This is a genomic window from Flavobacterium macrobrachii (assembly GCF_014486675.1).
GTDB classification, from domain to species: domain Bacteria; phylum Bacteroidota; class Bacteroidia; order Flavobacteriales; family Flavobacteriaceae; genus Flavobacterium; species Flavobacterium macrobrachii.
Map to the genome: position 1 here is coordinate 1 of NZ_JACTAC010000025.1, position 21,081 is coordinate 21,081.

A 21,081-nucleotide genomic window follows, 5' to 3' on the forward strand; every position below is an offset into this window, starting at 1 on the left:
ATCACAATCGTCATCAATTCCATTCCAACAAACTTCTGTTGCGCCTGGATTAACTGCTGGATTGTTGTCGTTGCAATCGCCGCTTAATGCTGCATAACCTACTGGTTGAGTACATGCTAAAACACTTTCATTGTCCGTACCATATCCGTCGTTGTCATTATCTTTGAAAAATGTTAAGGCTCCATCACATAGTCCTTGATATTCAATAGCTCCCATGTCTATAATACCAAATTGATTGAGATTAAAAACTCTTGGATTCCCCAATATGTCTATTGAACTGTTTGTTAAATTTTCAAAGAATGTATTTCTTCCAGCATCGAGAAGAGGACTTGAAGAAGTAAGACTATAATCATTTTCTGTAGGATTAACAAATAAAGGATCTTGGTTGACAATATTTGAAGTAACCAAAGTTACATTGGTTGTAAAAACATCCCACGAAAAATTAGAATTCGAGAAACTCATATTACTTTGTGTATCATTAAAATAAGTACCTTTTAAGATGCTATTTTTAACAACAACTGTAGAATAAAAGTTATAACAAGTACTTCCAACAGACGCGGTATTATCGGCTAATGTAACGTTTGTGAGGTTTAAAGTGGTGTCATGGCTACTTATACCTCCTCCATATGAAGAGGTATTACCTTGTGAAGTATTTTTGTAAATTAATGCATTAGTGAAAGATGCATTTGAACTTTGGTTGTAAATACCTGCTCCTGCTCCATTAAATCCATTGCTAATATTATTGTGTATTGTTACATTGAAGTAAGTTGGATTACCACCATTATTATATATTCCTCCACCAGATCCCGCTTCATTAAATGCAAAATCAGCATTTGAAACTACAGGTGAAGAATTAAAATTATACAAACCTCCACCGGAGTTTGATGCTAGATTATTTTCAAAAGTAACATTCTCCAATGTTGGATTAGCATTAAAATTAAACATACCAGCACCATTAGCAGCAGAATTATTTCTAAAAATTACATTGGAGATAACAGGAGAGGACTCTCTACAAAATATTGCACCTCCACCATTACCACCTGAAGCTAATAGATTGTTTTCAAAAACTAAATTTCTAAAGATAGGAGATGCGTTAAAAAGATACATACCTGCACCACTAACATTATTATACCCGTTTTGAATTGTAAATCCATCTAGAATAGCAGTATTATTGAGTGCCTCAGCATTGAAGAAACCATTATTAAAAACCCTTCTAACTCCATTACCCGTTATTACAGTAGGATAAATATTCCAATTTCTATCTGAAAGGTTTGGGTTACCGTTTGAAGGAAAACCACCGAGTATAGTAAGATTGTTACGCATTTTCAAACCTGTTCCAACGGACTCATAGCTACCTTGAGCTACCCAAATTTGAGTTATTGTTGGATTGTTTTCAGCTGCGGATAACGCCTCTGCTAAATCTCCCAAAGCATCATTCCAACTAGAACCGTTTCCACTAGAATTTTTCTTAACATAAAGAATACCATTTGAGTCAGGAACAGGTGTAATAGCGTTTAAAAGCCTTGCGATTCTATTTCTTGTAATTCCGTTGTATTGAGTAAAATCCCCTCCAATAATGATTTTGCCATCGAGTTGAACTGCGGTAGTCCTAACAGTATTATTCGCCCCCGAACCCGGGTTAAAAGTAGTATCTAAACTACCATCCGAATTCAATCGGGCAATACAGATTCTTGTTGAGCCATTAAAGTTTGTAAAATTCCCACCAATTATGATTTTACCATCGGGTTGGACTGCGGTGGTATAAATAACACTATAAGCACCTGAACTTGGGTTAAAAGTAGTGTCTAAACTCCCGTCTGGATTCAAGCGAGCAATGTAATTTCTGATTATGCCGTTGAGACTTGTAAAAAAACCCCCAATTATTATTTTGCCATCGGGTTGGACTGCGGCGGTATAAATAATACTATTCGTCTCCGAACCTGGATTAAAAGTAGTGTCTAAACTCCCATCCGTATTCAAGCGGGCAATACGGTTTTTGGAAGTGCCATTAAAGCTTGTAAAATCTCCACCAATTATTATTTTGCCGTCGGGTTGGACTACGGTGGTATAAATTATATTGTTAGCCCCTGAACCCGTGTTAAAAGTGGTGTCAACACTTCCATCCGGATTCAAACGAGCAATACGGTTTCTGGTTGTGCCATTAAAACTTATAAATTCTCCCACAACTATTATTTTGTCATCGGGTTGGACTGCGGTGTTCCAAACAGTATTATTAGCCCCCGAACCTGTGTTAAAAGTAGTATCTAAACTACCATCCGAATTTAAACGAGCAATACGGTTTATAGAACTACCGTTAAAGCTAGTAAAAAAACCCCCAATTATTATTTTGCCATCGGGTTGAACTGCGGAAGTAGATACGTGAATATTCGCCCCTGAACCCGTATTAAAAGTTGTATCTAAACTGCCGTCCGTATTCAAACGGGCAATTCTGTTTATGGGTATACCATTGTAATTAGTAAAACTTCCTCCAATAATGATTTTACCATCAGACTGAATTACCGATGTAATAACATTATCATTAGCACCAGAATTAAAAAACTCACCAACTGTAATGTTGAAAGTGTTATCGTTCGCCCCTGGCTGAGCATTAAGCAAAAAGCTCATTAAAAAAAGGATGCATAAATAAAAATAGTTCTTTTTCATATTTGAGTTTGATTATATTAAAATTATTAATTAGAATTTAATTCTTTTAATTTGAGTGTTTTATTTAAAATTCAAATTTATTATTTTTGAAAATAGTTTAAAATAGCTATTTATAGTGATTTATTGACCTAATTTAAAAATATGGAATTACTCAAATTTGACGAAATGAAAAAAACTTGGTATCAAATTGCTAGGTATCAGGATAAACCTATGGATGTGAATTTTGAATTAGAAATCCATAAAAAATTACTAGACATTTTTCAAGTAGGCGACTACTATTATTACATTTTTAATCCAGCTACTGCAACTTTTGAATATGTTAGCGAGAATGTTAAAAACATCATGAAAGTAGAAAATACTGAAGATTTTTCCCCTCAATATGTTTTTGAAAACATGCATCCTAATGATCAAAAAAGATTTTTAGCACACGAACAAAAAGTAGCGGAATTTTTTGGTCAGTTAACTCCAGAACAAGTTCTTAAATATAAAGTGAGTTATGATTATAGAATGAAGACCGTTGAAGGTGATTACAAATGGATATTAATGCAAACGGTTACTATTCAAACAGATGATACCGGAGCAGTTATTCGTGTTATTGGAGTACAAACGGATATTACCCATTTAAAATCCAACAACCAACCATCTGGACTGTCTTTTATTGGATTAGAGGGTGAAAAATCATACTATAATGTAAAAGTTGATGATTACATTTCAGTACAGACTTCCCATGAAACGTACAACTTAACAAAACGAGAAAAAGATGTATTAGACCTAATTGTAAAAGGAAAAACCAGCACACAAATTGCGTTAATATTATTCATCAGTAAACATACTGTTGACAATCACAGAAAAAATATTCTCAGAAAAACCAACTGTAAACAAGTTTCCGAACTAATCATCAAAACAATTTCCGAAAGATTGATTTAAACTAGTTTTAGTTGATAAGTAATTAATAATTATTTTTAAAATTTGACAAAAACCCCTTTCGAAAATCGAAAGGGGTTTTTTTAGTAAACTAATAGTTCTAAATTCTAATTGTTAACGTTTTACCACTCTTAGTGTTTTAGTTTGCTCACCTTGTGTTACAACTACATTGTAAACACCTGATGGATAACGCTCACCAATTGCTACTGTTTCTATCTCGTTAACTGATACTGAACGTTGTTCTACTAATCGTCCTACCATATCATATACTGTAATGTCAATTCCAGCAGTTTCTGATGTGTTTACATCTAACTGGAATGCACTTGAATATGGGTTTGGATAAGCTACAACTGCAAATGGAACTTTAGCTAAACGCGCTACCATCGTTGAAATGTCACACGCTTTCCCGTCTGGTCCAAATACACCTCCTAATTGAATTGCTACCGATACGCTATAGTTTTTGTTCACTGTTGCTGCGGTAAACATGTTCAATTTGAAGTTTGGTACTGTACGTTCAATTGAACCTACTGGTATCAAATCTTCTCCTACTTGCTCGAATAAAGTAACTCGATATGTTGGGAAACCTGGATAAGGCACTATAGTCAACGTTTGGTCTAAGCCTGTTGTTGATAATCCACATAATGATGGGGTTATCTCCGTTACTGGGAAAGATGGCGTTGTTACAGCACATGCTGGTCCAAAGTTTGACCAAACTGGAGTAGTTCCATTCATTATCATGTATCTTACCGATACTGTGTAACTAGTACTATACTGTAATGTTACGCCTTGGAAAGCTGATAAGCTTGAGAAACGACTTGCGCTTGGAACTGTATAATAATAAGTTGGTTCTGGACCATTATCGCTAGTCAATCGAATTCTGAATTCGTATTGTTGTGCAAACAAGGCTGGACTTGCCGAGATGGTTGCTCCTAACGAACTTACTGTTGTTCCACATGTTGGGCTACTTAATCCAATTAACGGAATACTTGGTGTTACTACTGTACATGTTTCTCCATAACCTGATTGAACGGCTGTATTTGAAATAACATCAATAAACTCAAACTGTACATCTACTGTATAGCTTGTAGAATACTGTGGTGTTAATCCAATGAATGAATTCATCGATACAAATCTACTTGGTGATTGTACATAGTAATACTGTGGCGTTGGTCCGTTGTCGCTTGTCAATCTTGCTCTAAAAGTATATGAGATTGCATTTAATCCTACTGTTGAGCTGATGTTTGACGTTAAGCTTGCTAAAGTAACTCCACAGCTTGCTGGCGCTAATTTCACTAATGAAATTACTGGGCTAAACACTGTTATGGTATTACCTGCATAAGGTACATTCTCTCCATCAATAACTGCTGCTGCGGTTACTGTGTAGCTAACGTTGTAGTTACGCATGTTTTGTGGTATAGTAACAAAACGTGTTGGCGAAGCTACTTCTTGTGAAACGCCTGTTTGATTGTTTGTAATAGTAAATCTGTAGGTTCTTGTTGTAGAACCTGCATAGCTGTATGGCTGAGCCGAAACTGCTATAGCAAAGGATGGCAAGGTTGTATTGTTTGCCGTTGCCATGTTTACCACTACTGGTGAACATCCTTCTGATTGTAATCCGTCACAATCGTCATCAATTCCATTCCAACAAATTTCTGTTGCGCCAGGGTTAACTGCTGGATTGTTGTCGTTGCAATCGCCGCTTAATGCTGCATAACCTGATGGTTGTTCCAACGATTCTGTTGTTATTAATGTATTTCCAAAACCATCACCATCAATATCCTGATAGAAGGTTTGTGTTTCACAATTCAATCGATAGATAGCTGTTGCATCTTTTATCCATTGTGGATTAGAAATAGCCGCAGCAACATTGGATACTTTAATACATGTTAAATTAGGATTAAATATACAGCTAAGAGAAGTTAAAACATTATTATTTGATACATCTAAAGTAGACAATTGATTGAAACCACATAAAAGACTGTTGAGTGCCGTATTATTTGTAACATCTAAGCTAGAAAGTAAATTACCCGAACAATGCAACGTAAATAATCTATCACATGAAGAAACATCTAAATTTATTAGTTGATTACCAGAGCAATCAATTTGTTGTAGTTCAGTGTTTGTCGAAACATCTAAGCTGGCTAACTGATTACCGGAGCAAAGTAACGAGATTAATGATGTACAGGCGTTAACATTTAAGTTTGTAAGTTGATTTGATCGAGAATCCAAATATAGTAGTTGCGAATTAGCAGACAAATTTAAAGTAGTTAACTGGTTGTTTAAACAACCTAAACTAGTTAAAGCAGTATTCATCGATAAATCCAAATTTGTTAATTGATTGTTAGCACAAAACAAACCAGTTATGTTAATAAAAGCTTCAATCCCTGTTAAAGAACTTACATTCAGCGAATTAACATCGATTACACCTGAATAAGCAATTGCTTCATCACAACTAATTTCTGAATCACCATTTAAATTAATGCTACTGTTGTTAATTAAGTAATTTTTAAAGTTTAAGTCTGGTATAGTTATCGCAAAAGGATTTATCAATGCGTTATTGTCGTTACAATCGCCGCTTAAAAGTACATAACCTACTGGTTGAGTACAATTAACTATAGTAACGTCTGTTTTTCCATATCCGTCACCATCTGTATCTTGATACCAAGTTTGGTTAGCAGAAACACTAATTACTACTGTGTTGTTGGTCGTTGGAGAAAAAGGAGCTGTTGTAGCATCTGTTCTCTCTATTTGAGTGATAACTAAATTTTGACCATTGTTTTCTTCGAAAACTTGGATAGAAAGTGTTGCTAAACCAGAAGCGTTAGCCACTACATTATTGGCAGTGAATTCAACATCATTAATAGTATAAGTAATATTTGAAACGCTATCGGCAATTAATCCTGTGATGAAGAAAGTAGCGTTAGTACCATCGCATACTAAATCACCACTTTGGAAAACTGTACCAAATGTAGGTGGAGCAGCTAGTGTTGTTACATCGATTTCATTAGAGTTTGAAGTTGTAGTAGTACCACTTGTTGCTCTTACTACATAGCTGTATTCTGTTTGAGGACTTAGTCCAGAAACTTGTTGAGAAGTTCCGTTTACAGCTAATGCTTCGTAACCAGGAACATACTGAATAGAAGTTACACCAGTTGCTAATTTTAAACTGATATCATCGATATCTGCTAATTGATAAGCTCTTATACTGATTCTAATAATTGAACTGGTAGCCGTAAATGTTTTTTCGTATTTAGTCCAAGTACTTGCTGCGGCTAACTTAGGAGTTCCTGCATCGATATAATTAGAGCCCGATGTACCTTGAATGGTATAGTTTTTTAAACCATTAGAATCAGAACCATTGTAGTTATTGTACCAGAAAGAGAATACATACGTTTGTCCGATTTCTACAGTAACATCTTGTTGAAGAACAGATGAACCTGTTCCTTGAGAACGAGAAGCATAGTAAGTTCCAGAATTTGGAGAAGACGTTTGAACTGTATAGTTAGCATTATTAGAACCTGTCCAATTTGATTTATCGCCTGTTTCGAAACCGCCATTAACCACTAGTTCTGGAGCTTCGCCAGCAACCATTCTATATACATCTAATTCATAGCTTTCTGCACCTGAAACTTCATCCCAGTTTGCTGTAAAACTAGAAGAAGAAACATTTGTTGCAGCGGTTGCTACAGGTGTTGCCAAAGAAGGTACTCCTGTTAAAGTCAACACTACATCATCGGCACCAAGACTAGAAAGTCTAACTGAAGCAGCATGTTGTGTTTGTAATGTTGTTGGTTGATACGTAATTACTAAACTTCCCGAAGCGTTTCCACTATTTACTGTGAAGCTAGTTTCAGAAATAGAAAATTGTGCAGCGTCAGTACCTTCAAGAGTTACTGAAATATCTTCAGTTAATAGGAAACCATTAACTGCTATTGTTTCTGTATCTGTACTTCCTATAGTAGCCGCAAGCTGAGGCACTGTTACTGGGTTTGTAGTTATTGAAGGCTGAGGTTCATCGGCAGTAACTTGAATAGAGAATGTATTTTCAGCCGCTGAATTCCAAGCTGCTACTCTTATATAATAGGTAACACCAGAAGTTAAGAATACAGAAATAACTTCTGGATTATCTAAAATTGAAGAACCAATATCTGTAGAAGTGGTTGGACAATTTGAAGATTGATCAAATATATACAAATCAGCATCACCTGAAAAATCAGAAAGAGTGATTGTATGCGTTGCTGAATAAGTAGGTGTTACAGAATACCAAACATCTTTTCTGTTGAATGGTGATACAAAGCTTGAATATTGTAAATTTCCATTAACAGCTGAACCATTAACAGTAAGTACTCCAGCATTTGAACACGCATCATTATTTGGAGCATTAACAATTGTAATATCTCTTGTTGCTACTTCACTATTTGTTAATCCATCAGCTACCGCAACTGCTTTTATAGTAGTAGAAGTTGTAACTGCAAAAGGAGTTGAATATTGATTTGAAGAAGTTGTTGGTGTACTGCCATCTGTAGTATAATAAATCGTAGCATTAGCTGTAGATGTTGACAAAGTTATGTTAGTTGAATTAACATAAGTATCAGTAGCTACTGCTGTACCTGATGCAGCAATAGAAGGTGTTGCTACAACAGTTGGAGTGCCTGAACTAGGTAAAACACAAGTGTTATACCAAACTACATTATCAAGAGCTAATTGAGCAACATTACTAGTAGAACTTTCAGCATAAAAACGGAAAGCATTGATATTACTGTTAGCTGCTAATTGAGCTTTTGCTAAATCATCTCCTACTAAAACTCCATTAACCCACAAATCATAAGTATTAGAAGCAACTGAACCACCTGTATAGCTGACAGATGACGCACTGTTATTACCTATGATAGTAACTGAGTAAGCTGTATTTTGAGCAAAAGGTGTTCCTGACAAACCTGTTGCATTCCAATTTCCAGCATTTCTATTATTGGTAGTAATAGTATTGGAAGCACCAAAAACCCAACGAAGACCAGTAAAAATTTGATTTCCTGTAAATGTTGATGATTGAGTTGCATTGAACCCTGTACCATTTCCTGCGAAAAAATACCAAGTTCCAGAAGAACCACCTGAAAGATGTAAATCAAAAGAAACTGTAAAAGTACTAGCTGCAGTACCAAACTCAGTTGAAGTAACAGCAATACTGTTGATTGAACCACCTGTAGGCGCAATACCTCTTAATTCACCATCAGTTCCAATAGATTGACCTGGATTTTGGATTGTAAATCCACCACCTCCAGTACCCACTCTAACACCACCAAGACCTGTATTGGCTGTAGTTGCAGTTGTTCCACTTGTTGGATTTCCAAAATCAAGTGTACCGTTTGGGGTTTGCCCCCAACTAAAAAAAGATGGCAAAATCATCAAAATCAGAAGCCATGATTTCCTTAGATTACAAAATAATTTTTCTTTCATAATGTTATAATTTGAACTTTGACAACTACAAAATTATAGCATTTTTTTTGGAATTAAGCAATAAAACATTAACTAATTGTTAATGATTACCAATAAGTTAGTTCGTCGATTTTTACAAACCTTTTATCGATAAAAAAAGCCCTCAAGTTGAGGGCTTTTTACTTTTTATGATTTGAAAAATTATCTTTTAATAACTTTTAGTGTTTTTACAGTGTCATTTTGAGATACAATTACATTGAAAACTCCAGTTGTTAAGTTAGAACCAATTGGATTTTGAATTAGTTCATTAGCTATTTTATCGTGTTGTTCCACTAATCGACCAAGAAGATCATAAATCTTTACATTGATGCTTGAATTGATATTAAAACCATTAATTTCAAGGTTAAACGTATCATTGAAAGGGTTTGGATAGGAAACAACTGAAGGTTGTACTTTAGACAAACGCATTTCATTAACTGTCATAGTAGATATATCACAGCTTTTTCCGTCTTCTCTAAAACTTCCTCCAATTTGAATTGAAACTGCAGCACTATAATTTTTCTCAAGTTGAGCACCAGGAAACATGTTCAATTTAAAATTTGGTACCGTTCTAATAATTGGAGCACCAACAGGTATTAAATTTTCCCCAACTTGTTCAAACAATGTAATTCTGTAATTAGGGAATCCTGGGAATGGAACAATGCCAAATGTTTGATCTAGCGATACTCCTGTCATTCCACATTGTGCTGGATTAATCTCTGTAACAGGGTAAGAAGGAGTTGTAATAGTACATTCAGGACCAAAATCAGACCATATTTCTGAGCCATTGTGTAAAAGTTTGTAACGAACAGAAATTGAATATTGAGTTACATAATCGATTGTTATCCCTTGGAAAGCTGACAAACTAGAAAAACGACTTGCACTAGGCACTGTATAATTGTATGCAGGTGGCATTCCATTATCGCTAGTTAGACGAATTCTAAATTCATACTGTAATGCTCCTGAAGCTGGTTGAGAAGTTAATGTTACTCCTAGACTTGAAACATTTGAACCACAAAATGAATTATTTAAACTTACAACAGGAATTGCTGGAGTTGTTATAGTACATTCTTCACCATAACCTGATAAAGTAGGTAATCCTGTTACTATGTCTATAAATTCATATTGAACCGCAACACTGTATGAAGTGTTGTATTGAAGTGGAAAACCAACAAATGAATTAGTATTGGTAAATCTTGAAGTAGATGGATTTGTATAACCATAAGTTGGCTCATCACCATTATCACTAGTCAATCTAATTCTAAAAGTATAATTTATTGCACCAAAGGCTGATGTTGATGATAATGTTGAATTTATTGATGATAAATTTGAATTACAAAGATTTGCCGACAACTTAGCCATAGGGACAACTGGACTAAATATAGTAATTGTATTACCTGCGTAAGGCACAACTTCTCCATTAATAATAGCAGAAACTCTAACATTATAACTAATATTATAATTTCTTATACTAACTGGTACAGCAGCAAAACGTGATGTAGAAACAACTTCTTCAGTTACATTAGTTTGATTGTTTGTAAAAGAAAAACGGTACTGTAAAGTTGTTGCTCCGGGAAAACTGTAATTAAATGCAGCAACCGCAGTAGCAAACGAAGGTAAAGTACTGTTATTTGCTGTAGCCATATTAACAACAACAGGAGTACAGCCTTGAGACAAAGTTCCAGAACAATTTTCTAGGACGTTATTCCAACAAATTTCAGTAGCTCCAGGATAAATTTGATTATTTGAATCATTGCAATCACCATTTATTGTAACATATAAAGCTGGATTAGGATTAGCACAAGTTGACACTGGTGAACCAGCACCAAAACCATCACCATCATTATCAACATAATAATCTGTTTGAGGAGTTACTACTCCAGTAATTGTAATTGAAGTTGAATTTGTACAGCCATTTGCACCTGTAACCACAACACTATATGAACCAGCAGTAGTGAATACATTTGAAGCTGAATTTGGAGTAACTCCACCATTCCACAAGTAAGTTGCACCACCAGTTGCTGTTACACTTATACTTTGTTGCCCACACGAAAGAACTGTAGTTCCGCTATTGTTAGTAATACCAGCTGTTGGAACTGGACTTACACTAAAAGAATAGTTTGAACCAAAGTTATCGTCATAGCGTAATACTGTTAAACTTCTATCTGACTCACTATCAGAGTTAATTTGAGATAACGTTCTTGTGCTTGTGTAAACATAGTAAAAAACAGTACTTCCGCATGATTGAGCTGGTAAAGTTGCCGACCAGTTAACCCCAGAACCTGAAGCTTGAACCACAGAAGTTGATGATGTAAAATCATTATTTGAAACTCTGTATCTTACGTAAACATTCTCTCCAGCAGATGGATTAGCACTTGTAGTAATTGAAATGACTGGTTGTCCATTTGAAAAAGTAACGCCACCATTTGAAACAGTTACAGGATTGTTTGTAGTGTAACCCACGTAGTATTTAGCATTGGTTTGAGTATAACCAGCATCATTAAATACAAATGTATAACGACCAACATTACTCATATTTAAACCCATATCGTTTCCGCTATTAAAAGCTGAAATTCCATTAACCGCATTCAAACTTGCTTGTCCAACTCCGCTAAATACCCATTTGTTTTGGAAACGGTTAGACGATGGTCCAGAAATAAATAAAAACCCATTTCCACCTCCACCTGACATATTTATAGGACTTACATTTCCACCTGAACTTTGCACGTTAATAGTTGTTGCCCATTGTCCTCTTCCATCAGAAGGATTACTTGCTGTTGTGGATACTTTTCTGTATCCAGTAGTTCTGTAATCAGAATTGTATGGTGATGTTGCATATCCGTTGAACGAACCTACCACTTGAACTGGTTCTCCACTAAAAATATTTTGAGCTATACCATTACTTGGCATAGATAAAAAAACGGAAAAACACAGTAATACCCTTTGTAATGTTTTTTTCATAGTTTTTAATTGTTTTTTGGTTTTAAAATTGACAGAAATTTTATTGCAAAATCTATTTATTTCTTATTTAAAATAAATGAATTTCGTATAAAATTAGACAATTAATTCATAATATTATAAAACTAATTAAAAACTAGATAACGAAAACGTTTTCGTGTTGATAATTTATTAACAATGAGTATGTAAAATCATTCTAAGGAAATTTTTTAGAAAAAAAATAAAAACAAAAAAGGCTAAAAATTATGAGATTCATAAGATTTAGCCTTTTTTTTTGTTATTCTATATATTTACGAATATTGTTTTTCGTAATAATGTTGATAATCTCCAGAAGTAACATTTTTCAACCAAGTTTCATTAGCAAGATACCAGTCAATGGTTTGGCCTAATCCTTCTTCAAAAGTAACCGACGGCTTCCATCCTAATTCTCGATTAATTTTACTCGCATCAATCGCATAACGTAAATCGTGTCCTGGTCGATCTTTCACATAAGTTATCAACTCTTCCGATTCGCCTGCAATTCTGCCAAGTTTTTCGTCCATTTTTTTGCAAAGCAACTTTACTAAGTCAATATTTTGCCATTCGTTAAAACCACCAATGTTATAGGTTTCATGATTTTTTCCTTCATGAAAAACCAAATCAATAGCCACAGCATGATCCTTTACAAACAACCAATCTCGAGTATATTTTCCATCTCCATAAACGGGTAATGATTTTTTCTCGATAATATTATTGATAAATAAAGGAATTAATTTTTCAGGAAAATGATTTGGTCCATAATTATTGGAACAATTCGTTATAACATAAGGCAAACCATAAGTTTCTCCATAAGCACGAACAAAATGATCGGAACTTGCTTTTGATGCTGAATAAGGAGAGTTTGGATCATACGACGTAGTTTCGGTAAACAAACCTGTTGCACCAAGTGAACCGTAAACCTCATCAGTGGAAACATGATAAAAACGTTTTCTTTCGTAGTTGTTTGCCCAAATAGATTTTGCAGCATTCAACAAATTCATAGTTCCAATGACATTAGTTTTTACAAATGCTAATGGATCAGAAATTGAACGGTCAACATGCGACTCTGCTGCTAGATGAATTACTCCATCAAACTTATGCTTATCAAATAATTGATTTATAAAATCAGCATCTGTAATGTCTCCTTTTATAAATTGATAATTTTCTTTTTTTTCAATATCGGCGATATTTTCAAGGTTCCCAGCATAGGTTAATGAATCTAGATTGAAAATCTGATAATTTGGATATTTATTTACAAATAGTCTAACAACATGAGAACCTATAAATCCAGCTCCACCGGTGATAACGATTTTTTTATTATAATTTGCCATCTGCAATTTCGTTTAATATTCCCTTTACATCAAATAAAACACCATTTTCCTTTTTCAATTTAGAAAAATTGATGGAGGTAAATTCTTTATGTGCAACACCTAAAACTACAGCATCAAAAGTTTCGGCTGGCAATTCATTTGTAGTGATCAAATTATATTCATGCTTTACTTCAGAAGGTTTTGCCCATGGATCAAAAATAGTTACTTTAATACCATAATCAGCCAATGCCTGAACTACATCTACAATTTTTGTATTTCTAACATCGGGACAATTTTCTTTAAAAGTAATACCAAGCATCAGCAAATTAGCTCCGTTAATGGCAATTCCTTTTTTAATCATTAGTTTAACTACTTGCGAAGCAACATATTCTCCCATACTGTCGTTCAAACGCCTTCCTGCCAAAATGATTTCGGGATGATAACCTTTTTCTTGTGCTTTCTGTGCTAGATAATAAGGATCAACACCTATACAATGTCCACCAACCAATCCCGGTTTAAATGGTAAAAAGTTCCATTTTGTTCCAGCTGCTTCCAAAACGGCATGTGTATCAATTTCTAATAAATTGAAAATTTTTGCCAATTCATTAACAAAAGCAATGTTGATATCGCGCTGCGAATTTTCTATCACTTTGGCTGCTTCGGCTACTTTAATGGTTGGTGCTAAGTGTGTTCCAGCTGTGATAACCGTTTTATATAATTCGTTTACTTTCTGACCAATTTCTGGAGTTGAACCCGAAGTTACTTTTAGAATTTTTTCAACTGTATGTTCTTTATCTCCTGGATTAATTCGCTCTGGAGAATATCCTGCAAAAAAGTCAACATTGAATTTTAATCCGCTAACTTTTTCCAAAACTGGAATACATTCTTCCTCAGTTACACCAGGATAAACAGTAGATTCATAAATAACTATATCGCCTTTTTTCAATACTTTACCAACTGTTTCGCTCGATTTATATAATGGAGTTAAATCTGGTCGATTATTTTTATCAACTGGTGTTGGAACCGTAACGATGTAATAATTACAATTGGCGATATCATTAATATTTGCTGAGCAAAATAAACCCTTATCAACTGGTATTGAAGGCGTTAAAACTGCTTTAAGAATATCTTCTTCTACTTCGAGTGTCAAATCTTGTCCTGAATTAAGTTCAGCTATCCTAGTTTGATTGATATCAAATCCTATAACTGGGAATTTTGTCGCAAAAAGTCGCGCCAATGGCAATCCTACATAACCTAATCCTATAATTGCTATTTTAATATTCATGATTTTTTTTATAATTTTATTAAGAACCGATTGCCTGATATACAAATCCTATTTCTTTCATTTTAGCAGCATCTAGTATATTTCTACCGTCAAAAATAAAGGCTGGTTTTAGCATGTTATCATAAATTTTTTGCCAATCGTAGTCTTTAAATTCATCCCATTCCGTTAAAATAGCTACAGCATGAGCATCTTTACATGCTTCATAAGGATTTTCAAATGAGTTGATGTATTTTTGATTTTCTTCGGAGGAACGAGTTTCAAGGTAATCCAAATCACTCAATACTTGTTGGAAAGGAACTTTTGGATCAAATAATCCTATATTTGCTTGTTCATTAATCAAATCATCGGCTACATAAATTGCAGCTGATTCTCTTGTATCGTTGGTATCTTTTTTAAAAGCCCATCCTAAAAATGTTATTTTTTTTCCAGAAACAGTATTATACAACGTCTGTACAATATTCCTAGAAAAACGTCTTTTTTGATGGTCATTCATGATGATTACTTGTTCCCAATAATCGGCAACTTCGTTAAGACCAAATGCTTTTGAAATATAAACCAAATTCAATATATCTTTTTGAAAACATGAACCACCAAAACCAACTGATGCTTTAAGGAATTTAGAACCAATTCGGCTATCCATTCCAATAGCTTTGGCAACTTCATTCACATCTGCTTCTGTTTTTTCACACAATTCAGAAATTGCATTAATGGAAGAAACACGTTGAGCTAAGAAGGCATTTGCTGTTAGTTTTGATAATTCTGATGACCAAACATTGGTTTTTAAAATTCGTTCTCTTGGAACCCAATTAGCATAAACATCTACCAAAGCTTCAATGGCTTTTTGACCTTCTGGAGAGGTTTCGCCACCAATTAAAACTCGGTCTGGACTTAACAAATCTTCTACAGCTGTTCCTTCTGCCAAAAACTCTGGATTGGATAAAATTTGAAATTGAACACCATTTCCTGTATTGTCTAAAATACTTTTGATGGCTTCTGCAGTTCTAACTGGTAAAGTAGATTTTTCAACAATTATTTTATCTGTTTTGGAAACGCGAGCAATTTGTCTAGCACAAAGTTCGATATACTTTAAATCGGCTGCCATTCCTTTTCCAGTTCCATAGGTTTTTGTTGGCGTATTTACTGAAATAAATATTAATTCAGCTTCGTCAATGGCTTTGTCAACTTCGGTAGAAAAGAATAAATTTTTCCCTCTAGCTTTACCCACAATTTCGCCTAATCCTGGCTCATAAACTGGTATATTATCAACATTTACATCGTTCCAAGCTGCTATTCTTTTTTCATTTAAATCAACAACGGTTACTTTTATATGCGGACATTTTTCAGCAATAACTGCCATGGTTGGTCCTCCAACATATCCTGCGCCGATACAGCAAATTTTTGTAATTTTCATTCTTTTTATTTTAAATTCTCCCAATACCATTTAACAGCTTCTTTCAAACCATTTTGAAATGAATATTTAGGATTATAACCTAATAATTCTTTTGCTTTTTCTATACTTGCCAATGAGTGAGGAATATCTCCTGCTCTATTTGGACCATGTATGATTTCAATATTTTTTATATCTGAATTATATTCTGACAGGTAAATTTTTAAATAATTTACTAAATCATTTAATGTTGTTCTGTCACCAAATGCAGTGTTAAAAACGGTGTTTACAGCTAATGGATTGTCAGATAACATTGCTAGTTCATTCATCTGAATTACATTATCGATATAGGTAAAATCTCTTGAAAAGTTTCCATCACCGTTTATGATTGGGCTTTGATTGTTCATCAATTGCATTACAAACTTTGGAATAACAGCTGCATAGGCACCATTTGGATCTTGTCTTCTACCAAAAACGTTAAAATAACGTAAACCAATAGTTTCTATACCATAAGTTTTGCTAAAAATTTCAGCATATAATTCGTTTACGTATTTAGTAATAGCATATGGTGAAAGAGGTTTTCCAATAGTTTCTTCAATTTTGGGTAAGCTCTCAGAATCTCCATATGTTGAAGAGCTTGCTGCATAAACAACCCTTTTTACTCCTTCATCCTTTGATGCTGATAAGATATTCAAAAAGCCAGAAACATTAACTTCATTTGTAGTAATTGGATCTTTAATTGAACGAGGTACTGAGCCTAATGCTGCTTGGTGTAGAACATAATCGATACCTGACAAAGCCTCTTTGCAGGTATCTAAATTTCTTATATCGCCTTCAATAAACTTAAAATTTTGGTCTTGAAGAAAAGGTTCGATATTATATTTATGTCCTGTTGAAAAATTATCAAGACAAGTAACTTTATATCCTTTTGACAAAAAATATTCACATAGATTTGAGCCTATAAAACCTGCTCCACCAGTAATCAATATTGACTGATTATTATTACTCATCAACTTTATTATTTAAATAGTATCTTTTTTAGTCTAGCGATAAAACCTCTTGGTGCTTCTTCTTCATGATATCCATTAGAATAACCATAGCCATATCCGTAGCCGTAACCATAGCCATAACCTGTACCGTACTTAGCTTTATTTTCATAACCATTAAAGATTATACTAATATTATCAAGTTCTCCTCGTTTAGTCCTATTATTTAATAGTGTCAACATTTCCTTTTTTGTGAAATTTTGTCTAACCACATACAAGGTTACATCACTATATTGTGATAACTCAAGGGCATCTGAAACAAGTCCAACTGGCGGAGTATCAAGAATAATGTAATCGTAATTTTTCTTTAACTCGGTCATCATCTCTTTCATGGACTCACCAAGAATTAATTCGGAAGGATTAGGTGGAATTGGTCCAGAGGTTATTACATCAAGATAAGGAATATGGGTTTTTTGAATTACTTCGTCTAATTTTTTTTGACCTATTAAAAAATTCACTGCACCAACATCATTTTTCACATTAAAATCATCAAAAATCTTAGGTTTTCTTAAGTCAAGACCTAAAATAATAGTTCTCTTTTCACTCAACGCAAAAACTGTTGCAATATTTATAGAACAAAATGTTTTTCCTTCACCACTGATTGAAGATGTTAGCATCAATGTTTTTGAACCTGATAAACTTTTCTTTTTGTACAAGAATTGTAATGAAGAACGAATTGCTCTAAAGGACTCAGATAAAGCCGACTTCGGCCTTTCAAAAACTGATAAATTACTTTCCGAATGCTTAATACCAACTATTCCTATAATTGGAATTTGGGTAATGACTGAAATATCATCAATATTTTGAATAGAATTTTTTATGAAGAAAATTATAAAAATAATTATCAAAGGTATAAATAGTCCTACAAAAAAAGCTGTGACATAATTTACTTCTGTTCTTGGACCAATTAATCCGCCTCCAATATCTTTTGCTGGATCAATAAATTGTATATCTGATAAGTTTGCTTCTTTAATAATTGATGCCTCAATTCGCTTTTGTAAAAAAGTATTATAAACGTTATCACTTAAGTTGTATTTTCTAGAAATGTTTAAGTATTCTAATTCTTTTTCAGGAAGAACCGTAATTTCACTTTCTAATCTATTTAGTTTATCAGTTACTTTGATATTATCGTATTGCAAAGTATTTCTTAAAGAACTTATATTCTCTAGTAAAACTTTTTTCAATGAACCTATTTGATTATCAATATCTTTATAAAACAAATCGCCTTTGACTGAAAGTTTTAAATCCGATCTTCTTACTGATAAATCTATTATTTTTGCTACATTTTGAACAATGTTTGGCTCAGCTATTCCAACGACTGTTGGCGCTGGTAGTTTGGAATAATCAACACTTTTGTTTAAGTATTCTTTTAAAGAGTTTAGATAGGATAATTTTCTATCTATTTCATCTTTTTCAACATCTAGTATTAGTAATTGATTTTTAAAATTCGCTCCTTTGTCTTGAATATCTAGTACATTGTTATTTTTACTGAAATTTTTCAATCTATTTCCGGAAACATTTAACGAATCTTCCATGGCAAATAGTGTTTGATCAATAAATGCTATGGTATTTTCGGCAAATTTATTTTTACTATCAAGCTGTTTGTCAATTAAAACTTTAATGGTAGTATTTAAGTAATCTACTAATCTATTTTTATTTGTTCCTTCCATTCTCAATTTCAATATGGAAGTTGCTTTTTCATCAATTTCTACACTTATTGATTTTAAACGACTAACAGTTTCATCGAAAGAATTAAATCTTACAAGAACTTCTTCTCCTTTTTTGAATGAAACATTTGGATCTAATTCAAGTTTCCAATTTAAAAAAGGCAATGATACTATTTCACCAACTCGGTAGTTTTTGGTAAAATTTGTTGCTTTTACTTGTAATGGTTGAACAGTATTATTTGAATAATTAATAACATTTACTGAAGTTGTCTCAAAAGGAATGCTAACTTGATAAGTTTTCTCATCTAAAAATTTGACTTTAATAAAAGTTTGATAAAGTTGATTTTCAGCTTTATTTGGTATAATTTTAAATGGTACTTGTCCAAATACATCTTGAAAATAATAATCTGTTTTAACAAAATAGTCTATAAAATAATTTAATTCATTAACAACAAATTCATTGTGCGACCTAGATTTTAATATCGTTGAAATACTTTGTACTTTATCTGAAGTTCCACCCCAATTAAAAATTAAACTAGTATTGGATGTAAAAAGTTGATTATTTTCTTCTTTTATAGCTATTGTAGTATCAATACCATAAATTTTTTGTTTTCTAATATTGACTTGATGCGCTATTGAGAACGTTATAATTAATGAAACTATAAACCACTTCCAATAGCTTAAAATTTTGATTAAAAAACCTTTAAAATCAAAACTATTCTTGCTTTCTAAAAAAGAAAAATCTTTTACATCTAACATTGGATATGATCTAGTTTCTTAGTAATAAAAATGTTGTTGTTGCTAATGACAAAATTGTAATAACTGTAGTCAAAGATTCTAAGCCTGTTTTTCCGGTTCCCCAAGTTTTTTGCTTCAAAGGTTTTACATAAATATAATCATTTGGCTGAAGATTAAAAACAGGAGATTTCATTGAATTTGCATCTGTCAAATCGATATGAAAGGTTTCTGTTCCATGTGGAAATCTTCTCATAACAATCACATCTTTTCTATCTCCAGTAACTGTAATATCTCCTGAATTAGCTATAGCTTCAAGAATGTTAACCCTATCTTGATACATAATTTTTGTTCCTGTCGACTCAACTTCACCATTAACAACATATCTAAAACCTGCCAGTTTAACTACTACAAAAATACCTGCATCGCTTGTAAAATACTCATCAAGCAATCGCTTTTCAATAGCAATTCTAACCTCTTCTAAAGTTCTTCCTAAAACATTTACTTCATTTAAAACAGGAATTCTTACATTACCATGATCATCAACATGATAACCATTAAAATAAACACCTTGTTCATTAATAGCACCTGTTGTTTGTGTATTAGCGTTAAATATTTCAACAAGTTTAGTATCTAAAGCCTTAATATTAATATTCAAAATATCATTAACTTGAAGTCTATATGGTTTTTGATTAACCGTTTCTACTGTCTGATCAAAATCACTTTTTTTGTCATTTTCTTGAAGGTAAATCAAATCTTTTGTTGGTATGCAAGAGGTTAATAGAATTCCAAAAAAAAGAGTGAAAAATATTTTAAATTTATCCATTTGTTTCAATAAAAATTGTCAACAAATATAGCTTTTCAATTCTAATTACAAAAATGTAAAAAACTATTATTCAACAATCATCGGTTTAAAGAATTTTCAAAAGGAACTCTATGCAAAATACTTCTTCCCAAAGTAACCTCATCAGCATATTCTAATTCGTCGCCAACGGCTATTCCGCGAGCTATTGTTGAAGTCTTTATTTCTAAATCTTTTATTTGTTTGTAGATATAAAAATTGGTTGTATCACCTTCCATTGTGGAACTTAATGCAAAAATTAACTCTTCAATTTGTCCCGATTTTACTTTTCCCACTAGTGAATGGATATTTAACTGACTTGGACCAACGCCATCAATTGGAGAAATTTTCCCTCCCAAAACATGATAAATTCCTTTGAATTGATTCGTATTTTCAATCGCCATAACATCACGAACATCTTCAACCACACAAATAATTTTATGGTTTCGAGCCGAATTATTACAAATTTCACAAACCTCAACGTCGGAAATATTGTGACAGGATTTACAAAACTTAATCTCTTCTCGCATCGTTGTCAATGCTTGCGACAAAAACTGAGTTTGTTCCACAGGTTGTTTTAATAAATGTAAAACTAGACGAAGTGCTGTTCTTTTACCAATTCCAGGTAATTGCGCCATTTCGTTGACTGCTTTTTCTAACAATTTCGAAGAAAATTCCATTTGACAAAAATAGTGTAAAAAGAGAAAAGAAAATAGAACAAAGAATGCAGAGTTATCTATTCTCTATTTTCTTTCTTCTATATTCTGTTTTATT

The 21,081-nt window shown here is 33.2% G+C and carries 11 protein-coding genes; 1 reads left to right on the forward strand and 10 read right to left on the reverse strand.

The features are described from left to right. Positions 1-2,664 (reverse strand): MopE-related protein (locus IAI56_RS07360; RefSeq protein WP_280527441.1); only part of this gene is annotated, 2,664 nt, incomplete at its 3' end. Between the two features lie 141 nt (positions 2,665-2,805). Here IAI56_RS07360 and IAI56_RS07365 point away from each other — a divergent pair. After that, entirely contained in the window at positions 2,806-3,591 is a 786-nt protein-coding gene (locus IAI56_RS07365) for a LuxR C-terminal-related transcriptional regulator (RefSeq protein WP_187657255.1), read from the forward strand. A 111-nt stretch (positions 3,592-3,702) separates the two neighbouring features. Here the strand turns inward: IAI56_RS07365 and IAI56_RS07370 are convergent, their stop codons facing one another. The 9 genes from IAI56_RS07370 to recR all read right to left on the reverse strand — a co-directional run bounded on the left by IAI56_RS07370 (position 3,703) and on the right by recR (position 20,987). Further along, positions 3,703-9,042, reverse strand: coding sequence for a chitobiase/beta-hexosaminidase C-terminal domain-containing protein (locus IAI56_RS07370; protein WP_187657256.1), 5,340 nt, complete (start codon positions 9,040-9,042; stop codon positions 3,703-3,705). Positions 9,043-9,222: 180 nt separating this feature from the next. Beyond that, a complete protein-coding gene (locus IAI56_RS07375) occupies positions 9,223-12,021 on the reverse strand; it encodes a MopE-related protein (protein ID WP_187657257.1) in 2,799 nt (932 codons plus the stop codon). A gap of 287 nt (positions 12,022-12,308) precedes the next feature. Further along, positions 12,309-13,367 carry a dTDP-glucose 4,6-dehydratase gene (rfbB, locus tag IAI56_RS07380; protein ID WP_187657258.1) on the reverse strand — a complete coding sequence of 353 codons (1,059 nt, stop codon included), beginning with the start codon at positions 13,365-13,367 and terminating at the stop codon, positions 12,309-12,311. Beyond that, positions 13,354-14,631, reverse strand: coding sequence for a nucleotide sugar dehydrogenase (locus tag IAI56_RS07385; RefSeq protein WP_187657259.1), 1,278 nt, complete (start codon positions 14,629-14,631; stop codon positions 13,354-13,356). The genes rfbB and IAI56_RS07385 overlap by 14 nt, the downstream gene beginning before the upstream one ends. Positions 14,632-14,650: 19 nt before the next feature. Beyond that, positions 14,651-16,042: a UDP-glucose 6-dehydrogenase gene (locus IAI56_RS07390; RefSeq protein ID WP_187657260.1), complete on the reverse strand. Its 1,392-nt coding sequence runs from the start codon at positions 16,040-16,042 to the stop codon at positions 14,651-14,653. Between the two features lie 5 nt (positions 16,043-16,047). Next, the gene (locus IAI56_RS07395; RefSeq protein ID WP_187657261.1) at positions 16,048-17,028 is read right to left on the reverse strand and encodes an SDR family oxidoreductase; all 981 of its coding nucleotides are present in this window, start codon (positions 17,026-17,028) and stop codon (positions 16,048-16,050) included. A gap of 8 nt (positions 17,029-17,036) precedes the next feature. Beyond that, a complete protein-coding gene (locus IAI56_RS07400; RefSeq protein ID WP_187657262.1) occupies positions 17,037-19,490 on the reverse strand; it encodes an exopolysaccharide transport family protein in 2,454 nt (817 codons plus the stop codon). A gap of 10 nt (positions 19,491-19,500) precedes the next feature. Further along, positions 19,501-20,292 carry a polysaccharide biosynthesis/export family protein gene (locus IAI56_RS07405; RefSeq protein ID WP_187657263.1) on the reverse strand — a complete coding sequence of 264 codons (792 nt, stop codon included), beginning with the start codon at positions 20,290-20,292 and terminating at the stop codon, positions 19,501-19,503. Positions 20,293-20,369: 77 nt separating this feature from the next. Then, complete coding sequence (recR, locus tag IAI56_RS07410; RefSeq protein WP_187657264.1) at positions 20,370-20,987, reverse strand: recombination mediator RecR; 618 nt, start codon at positions 20,985-20,987, stop codon at positions 20,370-20,372. Positions 20,988-21,081 lie beyond the last annotated feature (94 nt).